The sequence below is a fragment of the Phyllobacterium myrsinacearum genome, from assembly GCF_002980555.1.
In the GTDB taxonomy this organism is placed as follows: Bacteria; Pseudomonadota; Alphaproteobacteria; order Rhizobiales; family Rhizobiaceae; genus Phyllobacterium; species Phyllobacterium myrsinacearum.
Map to the genome: position 1 here is coordinate 143,912 of NZ_PVBT01000007.1, position 15,289 is coordinate 159,200.

Below are 15,289 nucleotides of genomic sequence, written 5' to 3' on the forward strand. Positions count from 1 at the left end.
CCTAGTGCGCCGATGCTTGCCAGTTGGCATAGACGGGATAACCCTCGCCATGCAGGAGACCAGCTGTCTCGTAAAGCGGCAGGCCAACCACGTTGCTATAGGAGCCCACCAGCTTGACCACAAAACCGCCCGCAAGTCCCTGAATGGCGTAGCCACCGGCTTTTCCGCGCCATTCACCCGATGCAAGATAGCTCTCCAGCTCCTCGCGCGAAAGACGCTTGAAGCGCACCCGGGTTTCGATCAGATCCTGGCGGATCTTGCCCTTCGGCGTAACCAGGCAAAGACCGGTGAAAACACGATGCGAACGGCCGGACAAAAGGCGCAGGCAGCTGGTTGCATCGTCGAGAATTTCAGCCTTGGGCAGAATGCGGCGGCCAACCGCGACAACCGTATCGGCCGCGATGATATAGGACTGGCCAAGGTCCGCATCGCCCTTCAATTCGCCGGCCACCTTTTCGGCCTTGAGGCGTGACAGACGGCGCGCGAGCGAACGCGGATGCTCGGCACGCAGAGGCGTTTCGTCCACGTCGGCGGGCAACAGGCGATCAGGCTCCAGGCCGATCTGGCCCAGCAGCGCCAGACGGCGCGGCGAGCCGGATGCCAGAACCAGTTTGTGTTGATCGCTCATGAACGCATTCCTGGAAAATCGTGTCCTGCGGACAAGTCAGGCCGAAGCCGGGAGGACTGTTATTTGAAGCGGTAGGTAATGCGACCCTTGGTCAGATCGTATGGGGTCATTTCGACAAGAACCTTGTCACCCGCCAGAACGCGGATGCGGTTCTTGCGCATACGGCCGGCCGTGTGAGCAATGATTTCATGATCGTTTTCAAGCTTGACCCGGAACATCGCGTTGGGCAGCAGCTCCGTCACGAGACCGGGAAACTCTAGTACTTCTTCTTTCGCCATGCGTAGTTCTATCTCCAGAAAGGAATTTGCGGTCACACTCGACCGCAATTTTGGGCGGAACCTATAGTATTGCGCGGCATTTGTGAACAAGGGAGTTCAACGCAATTGTGCACGGGCTGACAAAGGTTCGAATTGCCTAGCCGAAACGCGCCTGAATATGGTGTTTGAGGTTGTCGCGCACGTCGCGATAGGCCTCCATGATCTGGTCACGGCGTCCGCGCACCAGCGTCGGATCGGGCGTCGGCCAGTATTCCACATTGACCGATGTCGTTCGCGTCAGCTCCAGCGCCATGTGATGGGCCTTGGGCGACAGGGTGATGATCAGATCGAAATAGTCGTCTTCAAGCTCTTCGAAGGTCCGCGGGTGCAGGGAAATGCGCTTCAGCCCGAGTTCTTCCAGCACGGCATCGACAAACGGGTCTGGATCGCCCTTTTCGACACCGGCCGAGGCCACATAGACCCGCGGCGGCAGCAGGCTGCGGGCCAGGGTTTCGGCAATGGGCGAGCGGATGGAATTCATGCCACAGATGAACAGCACGGCACCGGGCATGCTCCGTTTGGCAGGCTCCTGCCCGTCCGGGAGTTTGTCGGGTTCGGCGCCCACGGGTTCGCTCACCCCCGCCAATGCAGCACACATACCAGGGTAAAGAGGCGGCGTGCGGTATCGAAATCCACCTCGATCTTGCCATTCAGGCGATCCATCAGCGCTTGCGATCCTTCATTGTGCAGCCCTCGCCTCCCCATGTCGATGGCCTCGATCTTGCTTGGACTGGAGGAGCGGATCGCCTCGTAATAGCTCTCGCAGATCATGAAATAGTCCTTCACCACCTTGCGCAGCGGCGTGAGGGACAGAATGTGGGTGACCACATCGTCGCCAGCCTCACGCGAAATGGCAAAGACAAGACGCGACTCGATCAGTGAAAGCTTCAGACGATAGGGGCCTATCCCCTCGTCATTGACGGGACGGAAGCTGTTTTCCTCGATGAGATCAAAAATGGCAACGGCACGCTCATGCTCGACGTCGGGCGTGGAGCGGCCGATGGTCTCGTCCAGCTCTACATCGATCAATCGCGCATCGGTATTGCCCGTTGCTGTCATTGTCACCCTACAGGTTCAACCGGATCGCGACGGAATTGCCATGCGCATCGAGGCCTTCGGCGCGCGCGAGTTCTATCGCCGCCGGCCCCAGAGCGCGCAACTGTTCCACACCCAGCTTCAGGATGGACGTTCGCTTGACATAGTCAAGCACCGATAGGCCGGAGGAAAAGCGGGCTGACCGCGCTGTCGGCAGGACATGGTTGGAGCCGCCGACATAATCGCCGATCACCTCGGGCGTATAGCGGCCAAGGAAAATGGCTCCCGCATTGCGCACGCCCGCCAGCAGGGCTTCCGGGTCAGCGGTCGCGATTTCCAGATGCTCAGCCGCGATGCGGTTGACCAGCGGCAGTGCAGAGGGCAAATCCTCGACCAGGATGACCGCCCCATAGTCGCGCCAGCTGGCGCTTGCCGTTTCCGTGCGCGGCAGTCTTGCCAGCTGACGTTCCACCGCAGCCACCACGGCATTGCCGAACGCCTCGTCATCGGTGATCAGGATCGACTGCGAGGCCGTGTCATGCTCGGCCTGGGCCAGGAGGTCCGATGCAATCCAGTCCGGATCATTGTCGCTGTCGGCCAGAACAAGGACTTCCGACGGACCTGCGATCATATCGATGCCGACCGTACCGAAGACGCGGCGCTTGGCAGCGGCCACATAGGCATTGCCCGGACCGACGATCTTCGACACCGGTGCTATGGTTTGGGTGCCGTAGGCCAGCGCGGCGATCGCCTGGGCGCCGCCCACCCGGTAAATCTCGGAAACACCGGCAAGACGTGCAGCCACAAGAACCAGGGGATTGAGCTTTCCGTCCGGGGACGGCACCACCATGACGATGCGCTCGACACCGGCAACCTGGGCCGGGACAGCATTCATGAGGACCGAACTCGGATAGCTGGCCGTGCCGCCCGGCACGTAAAGTCCGACCGATTCCACCGCCGTCCAGCGCGACCCGAGTTCCACACCCAACGCGTCGGTATAGCGGTCGTCCTGCGGCATCTGCCGCTGGTGATGGGAATGAATGCGGTTGCGGGCAAGCTTGAGCGCCTCGACGGTTTCCAGCGGAGCTGCCGCCATCGCCGCATCGATTTCGGCCGAGGTGACGGCAATACCGTGCTCGACAAGGTCGATACGGTCAAAACGCTGCGAATAGTCGATAAGCGCCGCATCGCCTTCGGCGCGCACGCGATGAATAATATCGGCCACCACGCGATCCACATCCTCAGACACTTCGCGCTTGGTCAGAAGAAACGCGGAAAACCGGGATTCAAAATCAGGATCGGACTGCCTCAACACCAAAACCACAATAACTGCTCCTCTTGCCTGTCAGGCTTCGTGTTCCGGCTTGAAATCGGTTTCCCACGCGGGCCCGAGATCGGTCAGCTGCGCCTCGATGGCTTCCACCTCGAGCCGCAGCGCCTTGCCGGCGGCAAATGTCAGCTCGATCACGCCTGACGGCGCATCGCCAACGATGAAACGGATCGCCAGCAGGGAAAGCACATCGTCCTTGAAACGGCGGTCGATGCCGGTTGCCTTGAGGCTCTTCACCCGCGCGAAATGCAGCGCCGTGCGCCGGCGTTCAAAGCTGCGGTGGCGTTTGCCATCGGCGGCCAATTCCCAGACAAACCGGTTGACGGCCAGGACCAGACGGCTTTCGCCCGGCAGATAATCGATATCGGCTATTTTCAGCACCGAATCCTGCAGATGCGCAGAAAGGATTTGCAGATCTTCCTCATCAAGCGCGATGAGTTTGAGAGTGTCCATGTCTACCCTTTGCATAACTTTTCAGGAGCATGGCGCGCAAAATGCGCCATGCTCCCTTCCCTGTTAGAGGAAAGTTCAGACAAATGGAATTCTGCCGTGGGGAGAAAGTGCGCCAGCAGAAGGAACAGCGCTCAATCAGTCGCTGATGCGCTCGACAACCGCGCCGCAACGGGACAGTTTTTCTTCCAGACGCTCGAAGCCGCGATCCAGATGATAAACGCGGTTGACCGTCGTTTCGCCTTCGGCGGCCAGACCGGCGATAACCAGCGAAACCGATGCACGCAGATCCGTCGCCATGACAGGTGCGCCCTTCAAGCGCTCGACGCCTTCGATCCTGGCGGTTTGGCCCGACAGGGAAATTTTCGCACCAAGGCGCGCCAGCTCCTGCACGTGCATGAAGCGGTTCTCGAAAATGGTTTCGGTGATGTGGGACGTGCCCTTGGCCTTGGTCATCAGGCCCATGAACTGCGCCTGCAGATCGGTCGGGAACCCCGGGAACGGCTGGGTTGTCACATCGACCGGCATGATGCCATGGCCGTTGCGCACAACGCGCAGGCCGGAATTTGTTTCGGAAATTTCCGCGCCGGCCTGTCCGAGTGTCTCCAGTGCCGCACTGAGAAGGCTGGCATCGGCGCCTTCGAGGATCACGTCACCGCCGGTCATGGCAACGGCCATGGCGTAGGTGCCGGTTTCAATGCGGTCCGGAATGACGCGAACGCGCGCGCCGGAGAGGCTGGTCACGCCCTCGATGGTGATGGTGGGCGTGCCTGCTCCGCTGACGCGGGCACCCATGGCATTGAGGCAATCGGCGAGGTTGACGACTTCGGGTTCCTGCGCGGCGTTCTCGATGACGGTTTCGCCCTTGGCCAGGGTCGCGGCCATCATCAGCACATGGGTGGCGCCGACCGATACTTTCGGGAAGGTGAAGCGCGTGCCGACGAGGCCACCCTTGGCGCTGGCCTTGACATAGCCGTTCTCGATCTCGATGTCGGCACCGAGTGCGCGAAGACCGTCGATGAACAGATCGACCGGACGCGTGCCGATGGCGCAGCCGCCCGGCAGCGACACGGTTGCAACACCCATGCGCGCCAGAAGCGGTCCGATGACCCAGAAACTGGCACGCATCTTGGAAACGAGTTCATAAGGGGCGGTTGTATCGACAATATTGCGGGCAGTGAAATGGATCGTGCGGGAATAGGCGCCATCCTGGCGTTCGCGCCGGCCATTGACCGAATAGTCGACGCCGTGATTGCCGAGAATGCGGATCAGCTGTTCAACGTCAGCCAGGTGCGGCACATTTTCCAGCGTCAGCGTATCATCCGTCAGCAGCGACGCGATCATCAATGGCAGGGCCGCATTCTTGGCACCGGAAATCGGGATGATGCCATTGAGCTTGTTACCGCCAACAATCTTGATACGATCCATAATGTGTCACTTTCGCGGGGATAGACCCGTCCTGTCGTTGAGACCCTTTGCAGAGCCGGTTGATCTAAACCATTGCACAGAATGGTTCAAGAAATGCTTCGATCGCGGTGCGACCGGTCAAGAGTCCGAAGTCGGGGTATCGGAGGATGTCTGTTCTGCAGCGGTGATTCCCTCGTCCCGGTCATCTGCAGCCCCGGAGCGCCGGGAACGCAATTGCTGTTTGCGACGCGCCAGATTCGCCCGTAATTGCTCTGAACGCCGCTTCTCACGGCTTATTTGCTCGGAATTCGGGTTTTTCGAAGACGGCGATGTCATAAGTGATCTTTCAAAATCCGTATGCTCCAGCGTGGCTTTTTTCCACGTAAATACTGGGCTTTTGGCAAATACTGATATTTTGCCCAAGAGATTACAATTGCTTGCTTGCGATTTGAGCAATGATATGGCAGAAGTCCGCCGCGTTCGCAAATCAGCTGCGGTAGCTCAGTGGTAGAGCACTCCATTGGTAATGGAGAGGTCGAGAGTTCAATCCTCTCTCGCAGCACCAGTCTTTTCGATGATCGGACGATCATCTGCCAGGCGGACGTTATCCACAGATCATTTTGACGGCACCGCCTGATCGACGATCAGGGGTCATGTTCCGCTGACGCGCTTGTAGTGGGCTGATTCGCTGCCCATGCATGCCCGCAGGACGCCGACGATACTGCCCAGGCGCGATGCCGCCTTGACCAGCGTTCGTCCCCGCGTGAACGGTACGGCCATCAGATAAAGACAAAGCGACAGCAGGCGGCCCATGAGCGAGCCCGGCAGACGCAGAAGCGTTGCAGTCCTGTGCTTGTTCAGCTTGGTGCGCATTTCAATGATGCTGATGTCCCGGCTGCGCCGATATTGGTAGGCGAAGGTGAGGCGGTCCTGCGGTACGGTTTCATAAGCGACGGCGGCCGGAGTCCAGCCTGTCTTGGCGCCCAGCCTGCGCGCGTCCGCCCACAGGCGCCAATCCTCGCCGCCAGCCAGGGCAAGCGCATTGTCGAAGCGCACGCCGGTTCTGCGAAAGAATGCCAGATTTCCCATCCAGCTGCCGGTGGCAATGCGTATCCGGCCGCCCTGTCCGGCATTGCGCCTGCGCAGATATTTTGCTTCGCTGTTGCGGTTGGCCCGGTCCATGCCGGACCAGATCATTTTCTGCCACACCGTTACATCCGGACCATGCGGCGCGAGCCGAACCGGAGACCCGACAATATCAAAATCAAAGACATCACGCTCGGCGAGCAGTTGCACGAGCCAGTCCGGTTCGACGGTTTCGTCGTCATCGGCAAAGGTCAACAGGTCATCGCCGGCATCGAGCGCACAATCCAGAACCCGATTGCGGGCAAAGGCAATGCCGAGACGCGGTTCAACTTCGTACTGAACGATGGACTGCGGCAACAGCGCTCGAAACGTTTCCACCACGTCGGAAAGGGTTGGCTGGTCATTGTTCTCGACCACGACAAAACGGATGCTGGTACCCGCCGGAACCTGCATCCGTGCATAGGATTCGAAGAGACTTTTCAGCATCACCGGCCTGTTGCGGGTGATGGTCCCGACGCAGATGCTGCGCGTCTTCGCTGGTTCTCCGGGCACGGGATTTCCCATCCTCAACCGGTGACGGATTTGCGCAGGACGTTCAGCCAGCCATCGGTCCGGCGAACGATCTTGCGGGGCAAGAGCAGCATATCATGCTGCGGCGTCGCCCGCCCGCGCTGCGTGGTGGTCGCCGTGGTATATCCCGCCTCCTCGACCATTTGCCTGATCTCTCGGGAAAAATCGCCATAGGGGTAGCAAAATGCGTCCACCGCACTGCCCAGCATATCCTCGAGTTCGCGGCGCACGTCGGAGATCTGCCGCCGGGCCTCGTCAGGACCGACCTCGGTCAAGTGCACATGATCAAGCGTGTGCGCACCGACTTCATGCCCCGATGCCGCCCATTCCAGCATTTCCGCACGGGACATGCAGGGCGAATGGGGAACGCCGACATCGGCATCCCATATGTTGGAACCGCCGATCTGCCGGCTGACAAAATAATTCGTGGCGGTAAAGCCAAGCGCATCAAGCACCGGCAGTGCATGCGTCATGACGTTGCGAAATCCGTCGTCAAAGGTGATGCCCACCACTTTGCCGGTCTTTTGGCCCGCCAGATAGGGCTGCAGATCCCGCATCGACAATCCGGCATATCCCATGCGCTTGAGCCATTTCATCTGGCGATGGAAATTGGCCGGATCGACGGTCAGATAGCGGAACGGACTGCCGCGCCCTGCCGGTCTGTCGATCTGATGGTACATCAGGATGGGTATGGGCATTTATGCGAACTCAGATGAAAGTGGGCCGGGCCGAAACTGCAGATATGACATATAACGGTATCCATCAAATATATGAGAAACAGCTGCAGCGCCAATTCTAGCGCCGGCGAGCATGCTTGTCTGCGAATCTGTACATAACATTTTCAACATGACGCCTGGGTTGCCGCAGGCAAGATTCGGTCTAAAGACCGCTCAGTAGGCACAAGCGGCCATTTCCCGCGCGAATCGCTCAACCCACCATTTTGCAGCCGGACCAAGGGGGTTGTCGGCCATGTGGAGGGCAAAGAGCGAGTAATGACTTTCCGGATAGGGCTTAAGGTCAAGTTCCACCAGCCGGCCCTCGGCAACGTCATCCTTTATCATCCATTTGGGCAGGCCGCCCCAGCCCAGTCCGGCGACCATCAGGTCATGTTTGATCCCCACATCGGTCAACCGCCATGTCCGGTAGGCGAAAACGCCAAAGTTCCGGCCCTTGGTCTGCTCGGAGAGATCCGTCACCACCAGCTGGACATGATCGCGGATGAACGAGAGCGGCACCGGCCCCTTGTAGAGGGCCAGGGGATGATCCGGCGCGGCAGCGGGTGTCATGGTCATCTCGCCAACCCGGATCGTGGTCAGGTCATCGCTGGTCTGAACCGGCGGCCCGCCAATGCCGATATCCGCCTGCCGCTTCTGGACGAGATCCCATACCATGCCGAGCGCCCCGACATGCAGCCGCAGGCTCACGGTCGGGAATTGCTCCTGGAAGGCTTTCAGCACGGATATCAGCACCGGCGATGGCACGGACACGTCGACAACAATCGCTATCTCGGCTTCCAGTCCCGCCTTGAGACCCTCGGCACGCGCGCGCAGCCCCTGCAGCGCCGATGCCATCCGCCGCGCGTCCTCCAGCATGGCGACCCCCGCCTCCGTCAGGCGCGGTTCCCGGGTTCCGCCACGGGTAAACAGCTGCAGCTCCAGCTGCGCTTCCAGATTGGCGATCGTATAGCTGATGACCGACTGAGACCGGTTGAGATGGCGCGCCGCGGCGGAAAAGCTGCCCGTGTCGGCAACGGCAAGGAAGACCTGGAGCTGATCGAGTGTCGGATTGGGCTGCATGATCTATCTAATCCATAGATGGGTTTGATAGATATTTTCCCAGTTTTCTAAATGGATGTCGAGTACCAAATTACGGGCATCAATTCATTGTCCTTTTGGAAGGTACGAAAACCATGTCATCCATACTTCTCATCACATCGAGCCCGCGCGGTGCAGCTTCCCACTCGACTCAGGTCGCCACGGAGTTCGCACGCAAACTGCAGCAGGCAACGCCGGGCAGCACGATCGTCACACGCGACCTTGCCAGCCGCCCGCTGCCGCACATCGGCGCCGATTACACGGCCGGCATATACACGCCCGTGGAGGCACGCACCGCCGAACAGCAGCGGGTCGTGTCGGTTTCGGACCAGGCCGTCGATGAACTCTTTGCCGCCGACAGCATCGTCATCTCGACCGGGTTCATCAATTTCAGCATTTCGTCGACGCTGAAATCGTGGATCGACCACATCGCCCGCGCCGGCAAAACCTTCAGCTACGGCGAAGATGGCCCCAAGGGTCTCGTTACGGGCAAGAAGGTCTATCTGGTGATCGCATCGGGCGGAATTTACTCCGCCGGTCCGGCGTCCGCTCTCGATCACGCCACGCCCTATCTTAAATCCGTGCTCGGCTTCCTCGGCATGACCGATGTTGAAGTGGTTCGCATCGAAGGTGTTGGCATGGGACCGGAAGCCGAAGCCAAGGCAATTGCGACCGCACAGGAACAGACCAGTCACCTGGCTCTGGCTGCCTGACACAGCGGACTTCAGGGGGTGGACTTCGTCCACCTCTTCTACGCATTCTGGCGGTGATGCTGATCTGGATCGGGGGATGCCGATGGGCCCGTCAGGGCTATCCGTTTATTTCGCCTGCTTGTATTCGGCTTCGTCCAGGCGGCGGAGCTGGTCGAGCAGGCTTTCCGGCACTGTATCCTCAACCTTGTAGATACCGGCAGCCCGTATAGCGGTCCGGTAGGACGACTGGGAAATTTGTCGTCGCATAATCCTGGATAACTGTTTTTCGTTGGCCCGGTTGGCACCGCCCATCGTATTACTCCAACTCTACTTCGTGGTCTTTAAACACCTTCCCAGCGAAGAAGGTTCCCCTTTTCTAGGATGACACAGGTTAAAGCAATGTGTCTCTCCGCCGCATGACCGGTTTACCAACGAGAAGCACACCGCGCCACGCGGCGGTGTTGCGCAACCGGGACAACAATCAGCGCCCTGAATTGCGGCTTGCAAGACCCTTTTCCCAGGCGAGCGCCGTTTCGACGATCACATCGAGATTATCAAAACGGGGTTCCCAGCCCAGGTCTTTTCGCGCCCGCGCGCTATTGGCCACAACCGATGCGGCATCACCCGCCCGCCGGTCCGTCAGGCGCGCGTCAATCGATCTCCCATGAACGCGCTCGACACTTTCAATCACGTCGCGCACCGAATATCCCCGGCCATAGCCGCAATTGGCGACAATGCTGCTGGCGCCGGTGCGGAGCCGGTCCAATGCGAGACGATGGGCGGCCACGAGATCGCTGACGTGAATATAGTCCCGCACGCAGGTGCCATCCGGCGTGGGGAAGTCGTGACCGTAGATTTCCATATAGGGCCGTTTTCCCAGTGCCGTTTCACAGGCAACCTTGATCAGGTGCGTCGCCCCGCGCGTCGACTGGCCGGAACGGCCCTTCGGATCGGCCCCGGCCACATTGAAATAGCGCAGCGCCGTGTAACGAAAATCATGGGCCGCGGCCGTGTCGCGCAGCATCCATTCCGTCATCAGCTTGGAGACACCGTAGGGCGACTGCGGCAACAAAACCGTCTCTTCGGTAACGGGCTCAAGCCCCCCGTCGCCATAGACGGCGGCCGTCGATGAAAAGATGAAGTTCTTGACGTTGGACTTGACCACCGCTTCGATCAATGTGCGGGATTTCGAGGTGTTGTTTTCATAATAGGCCAGCGGATCCCGGACAGAATCGGGCACGACAACGGAACCGGCGAAGTGGATGACCGCATCGACATAATTGCGTTCGATCGTATCGCGCACGAGGTGCTGATCGGCGATATCGCCAACAATCAGCTTGGCTTCCGCCGGGACGGCCCATTCAAACCCGGTGGAAAGGCGATCGATGACCACGACGGATTCACCGGAATCGAGCAATTCCCAGACCATGTGACTGCCGATATAGCCGGCGCCCCCGGTTATGAGTACTGTCATCAGCCAACCCCCTGAACCACACCAACAGTTTCATCGCAATATCTTGCCGCATTTTGGCAGGTCTGCAAAGCTTTGAAGATGCATCATAAAAATAATGTGGCGAAAGAATCCCGGACGATCCGGCCGCGGGAATGGGCGGAACGGATTTCCGGCGCTTCCCGTATCACCGGCGCTCTTTCAACGGTATAATGCCATCGGCGGCGGCGGCAGACCCGCGATTTGCCAAGCGTGGCAAATTGCCCACCTTCTCGTCATGGATTTTAGCCCGTAAAAACGCTACTAAGTCCAGAATACAGGAGCAGTTCATGGACTATCGTCGGTTTTTCGAAGACGCGATCGACCAATTGCACGCTGAAAAGCGCTATCGGGTCTTTGCCAATCTGGAACGGATCGTGGGGAGATTTCCGCGCGCGCTTTGGCGCACTGCCGATTCCACGCGTGAAATCACCGTATGGTGCTCGAACGATTATCTGGGAATGGGTCAGCATCCCTCGGTTATCGCAGCCATGCATGATGCGTCGAGCCGCATGGGCTCCGGTGCGGGCGGCACGCGCAACATTTCCGGCAACAACCATCCTCTCGTCGAGCTGGAAAACGAGCTGGCCGACCTTCACAACAAGGAAGCCGGCCTGGTCTTTACCTCTGGCTTCGTGTCGAACGAGGCATCGATATCGACGATTGCGCGGCTTCTGCCCAATTGCCTGATCCTTTCAGACGAATTGAACCATGCCTCGATGATCGAAGGCGTACGCCGTTCTGGCGCCGAGAAGAAGATTTTCCGTCACAACGATGTGGCACATCTCGAAGATCTGCTGAAGGCTGCCGGCAAGGAACGCGCCAAGCTGATCGTGTTCGAATCGGTTTACTCCATGGACGGCGATATCGCTCCGATCGCGGCCATTGCCGATCTGGCCGAGAAATACAATGCCATGACCTATATCGACGAGGTTCATGCGGTTGGCATGTACGGCAATCGCGGCGGCGGCATCACCGATCAGGAAGGTCTCTCCGACCGCATCGATATCATCGAAGGAACCCTGGCCAAGGCTTTCGGCACCCTGGGCGGTTACATAACCGGTCCCAAGACCGTGATCGATGCCGTACGCTCCTATGCGCCCGGCTTCATCTTCACCACCGCCCTTCCCCCCGTGATCGCGGCAGCGGCTACCCAGTCGATCCGGCACCTGAAAGTCTCGCAGGAAGAACGCAGACTGCATCAGCAGCAATCGCAGCTGACCAAGGATGTTCTGGCCGCCGCCAACCTGCCGGTCATGCAATCGCAGACCCATATCGTCCCGATCCATGTCGGCGATCCCGAGCTGTGCAAGATGGCAAGTGACCGGCTGCTTCAGGTGCACGGCATCTATATCCAGCCGATCAATTATCCCACCGTCCCGCGCGGCACGGAGCGGCTGCGCGTCACGCCGACGCCCTTCCACTCCGATGAACTGGTGCTCGAACTGAAGGACGCACTGGTTGAGGTCTGGACGGCACTCGGCATTCCCTTCGCCAAGGACAACGCCCCGTCCGTCAAGACGGGCGAGCGCGTGGTGACACTCGCCGTTTCCAAGGCCGGCGGCTGAAACCACGCTTCCTGAATTCGCAAAAGCCCGCTGTTTCAATGAAATGGCGGGCTTATTTGTTGGCGTCCGTATCGTTCAGCCAGCGCGCCAGAAACGGCACGGCAAAGGCAATCATCAGAAATCGCGCCACGTGGTGAGAGGCCACGTAGGACGGATCGACGCCCAGGGAAAATGCAATCACCGTCAGCGCTTCCAGCGCCCCCGGCGCAAAGGCCAGGGCGATCTGCGCAGGGTGTATGTCCAGGATATACCAAACCGCGACGGCTGCCAGGAAAGAGGCGGCCGTTCCGATAACAAAGGCGCAAAGGGCAGCCGGCAGATAGCGAACAAGCTGGGTGCGATGTTCCGCACCCACCCTTGACCCGATCAGCACGCCCAGAATAATCAATCCGATATCCGCAATCGAGCGCGGAACCACCGCTGTCACGATGGAGGAGGCGTGCAGTGCCGCACTTGCCAGCAGGGCACCGAGCATCATGCCGCCGGGTACGCGCGTGTACTGGCCGAGGAGCGCGCCGGCAAGACCGCAGACAAACAGGATGAGTGCTTCCTGAACCGTCCAGTGATCGTTCAGCTCCACCACGACATGTGGCGCATTCCTGGCGATGACGGCAAGGAGCGGTGCGAGAAAGCCGATGAGAAGCAACAGGCGGATGCACTGAACGACGGTGATCTTGACCATGTTGGCCTGCGTTCCCATGGCGGCCACCAGCACGAAGGAAAGCGCTCCCGGCAACGATGAGAACAATGCGGTGGGCCCATCCCAGCCAAAACCCTTGCGCAGCATGACATAAGTCAGTCCGGTCACGGCGATGAGCGCTGCAAGGAGCATGAGGAAACTGACGGGCCACAGCACCATCTGGTTGACGGTATCAGCGGAAACACCGGACCCGGCCTGAATACCCAGCATGAAGAAGACGAAGGCACGCAGCCAGTCCGGCAGATGGATACGGATACCCGAAAGCGAGGCTGCCGTGACCGCAAGCGTCGATCCGAGCAGAAACGGGATGGGCAGACCGGCAAAACCGGCGCTGAAAGCGCCGGCCGAAGCGATGAGAAGCGAAAGAATGGTCGCCTGAGTGTTATTCAGATGTATGCGATTCAACGTTTCCTGATCCAGTCTGCGAGGCGATCGGCAGCCTCCTCGACCTGATCTATACGCCGGGCAAAACACAGCCGCAGGAAGGCTTCGCCACCATCGCCAAAAGCCGTGCCCGGCGCAAGGCCAACCTTTGCTTCGTCGACGATGTCGAAGGCTGCGCGGTAGGAGTCGGAAACGCCCTCGATGCCAAACAGCAGGTAGAATGCACCTGCCGGCGGCGACATGCGCACCCTGCCCGTGGCTGCGAGTTTGGCGCAGAGAATGTCGCGCGCCTTGCGCGCGCGCTCCACCTGCATCCGGATGAATTCGTCCCCGTGATCAAGGGCAGCGACGGCACCGCGCTGCATGAACTGCGCAACGCCTGAATTGGAATACTGGATCAGGTTCTCCACGGTTTTGCCGAGGGCGGGATGCAGGGTCATCCAGCCGACACGCCAGCCGGTCATTGCCCAGTTCTTGGAAAAACTATTGACGAAAATAATCCGGTCATCGGGATCCATGACATCGAAAAACGAAGGGGATCGGCGCGCACCGTAATAAAAATGCGTGTAGATCTCGTCGGCGACGATCCACAGACCGTGCTGGCGGGCGATCTGCAATATTTCGTTCAATGTCTCGATATCGGCGGTCCACCCGGATGGATTGGACGGCGAATTGATGAACAGAGCCTTTGTCCTGGGGGTGATCGCGTCGCGAATTTTTTGGGGGTCGAGCGTCCAGCCATTGCCGGTAAAATCCTGCGTCACCGGCACCGGCTTTGCGCCCGCTATGCCGGCAGCAGCGGCAAAATTCGGCCATGCCGGCGACACATAGACAACCTCGTCCCCCGTCCCGGCCGTGGCCTGGATGGCGAGCTGTATCGAATGCATCCCGGAACCCGTGACATAAAAATGCTCGACGGGCAGATCCACGTTGAAATGGCGTTTATGATAGCCGGCCAATGCCTGCCGCAGTTCCGGAATGCCAGCCTGCCAGGTATAGAAGGTCTCGCCATTGGCCAGACCTGCATTTGCGGCATCCCTGATGAAATCCGGCGTGGGAAGATCGCCTTCACCCGCCCAGAGGGGAATGACGCCGTCCTGGCGCCTGCCATGGTTCATCACCGCTACGATGCCGCTTTCCGGCGCCACCGCAGCTTCATGGCGCAAATGTTCAATCAGACCCATAATATCTCCAGTGCCAAATGCACATCCCGTTCAAAGGCAGACGTAACGCAATGAAACGCAACAATCACGCGGATATTTGTGATGTTCCCATCACCGATGCTGATGGTCTGCTGACGTCTTCCTGACAATCATGGAAACAAAAACCCCGGCGCGAAGCCGGGGTCTCTGAACCAATGCGAAATGTCCTAGCGCTTGGCCAGAAGATCGCGGATATCGGTCAGCAGAACTTCTTCCTTGGTCGGTGCAGCCGGAGCTTCCGGCGCTGCAGCTTCCTTCTTCTTGAGCCTGTTCATGGCTTTGACCACCATGAAAAGAACCCAGGCAATGATCAGGAAGTTGATCAGCAGGGTGATGAAGTTGCCGTAAGCAAGGGTCGCACCGGCGGTGCGTGCGGCAGCCAACGTGGCAGCGGGCGCACCAGCCAATTGGATAAACATATTGGAGAAGTCGACGCCACCAGTGATAAGCCCGATGATCGGCATCAAGATGTCGTTCACAATCGAATCAACCAGTTTGCCGAAAGCACCGCCGATGATCACACCGATGGCGAGATCGACCATGTTTCCCTTCAAGGCAAATTCTTTGAATTCCTTTAGCATGATATACCACTCTCCAGTATTCCGTGTTAATTGGAA

Annotated in this window: 17 protein-coding genes and 1 tRNA gene; 3 read left to right on the top strand and 15 right to left on the bottom strand. The window is 59.2% G+C overall.

Translation table 11 applies throughout. The annotated features are described in order from the left end of the window. Position 1: 1 nt before the first annotated feature. The 7 genes from C5750_RS21055 to murA all read right to left on the bottom strand — a co-directional run bounded on the left by C5750_RS21055 (position 2) and on the right by murA (position 5,188). Positions 2–628, bottom strand: a complete 627-nt coding sequence (locus tag C5750_RS21055) for a Maf-like protein (RefSeq protein ID WP_105736422.1) — start codon at positions 626–628, stop codon at positions 2–4. A 59-nt stretch (positions 629–687) separates the two neighbouring features. After that, entirely contained in the window at positions 688–906 is a 219-nt protein-coding gene (gene infA, locus C5750_RS21060) for a translation initiation factor IF-1 (protein ID WP_008122731.1), read from the bottom strand. Positions 907–1,042: 136 nt separating this feature from the next. Then, entirely contained in the window at positions 1,043–1,456 is a 414-nt protein-coding gene (locus C5750_RS21065) for an arsenate-mycothiol transferase ArsC (RefSeq protein ID WP_425350504.1), read from the bottom strand. Positions 1,457–1,518: 62 nt separating this feature from the next. After that, positions 1,519–2,004 (bottom strand): UPF0262 family protein, encoded by a 486-nt coding sequence (locus C5750_RS21070; protein WP_105736426.1) that lies wholly within the window; start codon positions 2,002–2,004, stop codon positions 1,519–1,521. A gap of 7 nt (positions 2,005–2,011) precedes the next feature. Further along, the gene (gene hisD / locus C5750_RS21075) at positions 2,012–3,304 is read right to left on the bottom strand and encodes a histidinol dehydrogenase (RefSeq protein ID WP_105736428.1); all 1,293 of its coding nucleotides are present in this window, start codon (positions 3,302–3,304) and stop codon (positions 2,012–2,014) included. A 21-nt stretch (positions 3,305–3,325) separates the two neighbouring features. Continuing rightward, positions 3,326–3,763, bottom strand: coding sequence for a DUF2948 family protein (locus C5750_RS21080; RefSeq protein WP_105736430.1), 438 nt, complete (start codon positions 3,761–3,763; stop codon positions 3,326–3,328). Positions 3,764–3,898: 135 nt separating this feature from the next. Further along, positions 3,899–5,188, bottom strand: coding sequence for a UDP-N-acetylglucosamine 1-carboxyvinyltransferase (murA, locus tag C5750_RS21085; protein ID WP_105736432.1), 1,290 nt, complete (start codon positions 5,186–5,188; stop codon positions 3,899–3,901). 469 nt (positions 5,189–5,657) lie between these two features. Here murA and C5750_RS21095 point away from each other — a divergent pair. Further along, positions 5,658–5,732: transfer RNA gene (locus tag C5750_RS21095), tRNA-Thr, on the top strand. A gap of 86 nt (positions 5,733–5,818) precedes the next feature. On the opposite strand, the gene C5750_RS21100 is transcribed toward C5750_RS21095, so the two are convergent. From C5750_RS21100 to C5750_RS21110, 3 genes are all read right to left on the bottom strand, one after another. Next, the gene (locus C5750_RS21100; protein ID WP_245421191.1) at positions 5,819–6,805 is read right to left on the bottom strand and encodes a glycosyltransferase family 2 protein; all 987 of its coding nucleotides are present in this window, start codon (positions 6,803–6,805) and stop codon (positions 5,819–5,821) included. Positions 6,806–6,819: 14 nt separating this feature from the next. Then, positions 6,820–7,521, bottom strand: a complete 702-nt coding sequence (locus C5750_RS21105) for a polysaccharide deacetylase family protein (RefSeq protein WP_105736438.1) — start codon at positions 7,519–7,521, stop codon at positions 6,820–6,822. A 192-nt stretch (positions 7,522–7,713) separates the two neighbouring features. Beyond that, a complete protein-coding gene (locus tag C5750_RS21110; RefSeq protein WP_105736440.1) occupies positions 7,714–8,619 on the bottom strand; it encodes a LysR family transcriptional regulator in 906 nt (301 codons plus the stop codon). 113 nt (positions 8,620–8,732) lie between these two features. On the opposite strand from C5750_RS21110, the gene C5750_RS21115 reads away from it, so the two are divergent. Further along, a complete protein-coding gene (locus C5750_RS21115) occupies positions 8,733–9,350 on the top strand; it encodes an FMN-dependent NADH-azoreductase (RefSeq protein WP_105736442.1) in 618 nt (205 codons plus the stop codon). Between the two features lie 105 nt (positions 9,351–9,455). Here C5750_RS21115 and C5750_RS21120 read toward each other — a convergent pair whose 3' ends face one another. Further along, on the bottom strand, positions 9,456–9,641 hold the full coding sequence (locus tag C5750_RS21120) for a hypothetical protein (RefSeq protein ID WP_105736444.1): 186 nt from the start codon (positions 9,639–9,641) through the stop codon (positions 9,456–9,458). A gap of 169 nt (positions 9,642–9,810) precedes the next feature. Then, positions 9,811–10,803, bottom strand: a complete 993-nt coding sequence (galE, locus tag C5750_RS21125; protein ID WP_105736446.1) for a UDP-glucose 4-epimerase GalE — start codon at positions 10,801–10,803, stop codon at positions 9,811–9,813. A gap of 305 nt (positions 10,804–11,108) precedes the next feature. Here galE and hemA point away from each other — a divergent pair, with 305 nt between their 5' ends. Next, on the top strand, positions 11,109–12,386 hold the full coding sequence (gene hemA / locus C5750_RS21130; protein ID WP_105736448.1) for a 5-aminolevulinate synthase: 1,278 nt from the start codon (positions 11,109–11,111) through the stop codon (positions 12,384–12,386). Positions 12,387–12,438: 52 nt separating this feature from the next. Here the strand turns inward: hemA and C5750_RS21135 are convergent, their stop codons facing one another. From C5750_RS21135 to mscL, 3 genes are all read right to left on the bottom strand, one after another. Beyond that, positions 12,439–13,491, bottom strand: a complete 1,053-nt coding sequence (locus tag C5750_RS21135) for an AbrB family transcriptional regulator (RefSeq protein ID WP_158531263.1) — start codon at positions 13,489–13,491, stop codon at positions 12,439–12,441. Next, positions 13,488–14,654: a pyridoxal phosphate-dependent aminotransferase gene (locus C5750_RS21140; RefSeq protein WP_105736452.1), complete on the bottom strand. Its 1,167-nt coding sequence runs from the start codon at positions 14,652–14,654 to the stop codon at positions 13,488–13,490. The genes C5750_RS21135 and C5750_RS21140 overlap by 4 nt, the downstream gene beginning before the upstream one ends. Positions 14,655–14,839: 185 nt before the next feature. After that, positions 14,840–15,253 carry a large conductance mechanosensitive channel protein MscL gene (mscL, locus tag C5750_RS21145; protein ID WP_105736454.1) on the bottom strand — a complete coding sequence of 138 codons (414 nt, stop codon included), beginning with the start codon at positions 15,251–15,253 and terminating at the stop codon, positions 14,840–14,842. Positions 15,254–15,289 lie beyond the last annotated feature (36 nt).

Coding starts and splice junctions, on each gene's coding strand:
- infA (WP_008122731.1), bottom strand. CDS start 906: ATGGCGAAAGAAGAAGTACTAGAGTTTCCCGGTCTCGTGACGGAGCTG.
- C5750_RS21115 (WP_105736442.1), top strand. CDS start 8,733: ATGTCATCCATACTTCTCATCACATCGAGCCCGCGCGGTGCAGCTTCC.
- C5750_RS21065 (WP_425350504.1), bottom strand. CDS start 1,456: ATGCCCGGTGCCGTGCTGTTCATCTGTGGCATGAATTCCATCCGCTCG.
- C5750_RS21110 (WP_105736440.1), bottom strand. CDS start 8,619: ATGCAGCCCAATCCGACACTCGATCAGCTCCAGGTCTTCCTTGCCGTT.
- hemA (WP_105736448.1), top strand. CDS start 11,109: ATGGACTATCGTCGGTTTTTCGAAGACGCGATCGACCAATTGCACGCT.
- galE (WP_105736446.1), bottom strand. CDS start 10,803: ATGACAGTACTCATAACCGGGGGCGCCGGCTATATCGGCAGTCACATG.
- C5750_RS21140 (WP_105736452.1), bottom strand. CDS start 14,654: ATGGGTCTGATTGAACATTTGCGCCATGAAGCTGCGGTGGCGCCGGAA.
- C5750_RS21105 (WP_105736438.1), bottom strand. CDS start 7,521: ATGCCCATACCCATCCTGATGTACCATCAGATCGACAGACCGGCAGGG.
- C5750_RS21120 (WP_105736444.1), bottom strand. CDS start 9,641: ATGGGCGGTGCCAACCGGGCCAACGAAAAACAGTTATCCAGGATTATG.
- murA (WP_105736432.1), bottom strand. CDS start 5,188: ATGGATCGTATCAAGATTGTTGGCGGTAACAAGCTCAATGGCATCATC.
- C5750_RS21055 (WP_105736422.1), bottom strand. CDS start 628: ATGAGCGATCAACACAAACTGGTTCTGGCATCCGGCTCGCCGCGCCGT.
- C5750_RS21080 (WP_105736430.1), bottom strand. CDS start 3,763: ATGGACACTCTCAAACTCATCGCGCTTGATGAGGAAGATCTGCAAATC.
- C5750_RS21070 (WP_105736426.1), bottom strand. CDS start 2,004: ATGACAGCAACGGGCAATACCGATGCGCGATTGATCGATGTAGAGCTG.
- mscL (WP_105736454.1), bottom strand. CDS start 15,253: ATGCTAAAGGAATTCAAAGAATTTGCCTTGAAGGGAAACATGGTCGAT.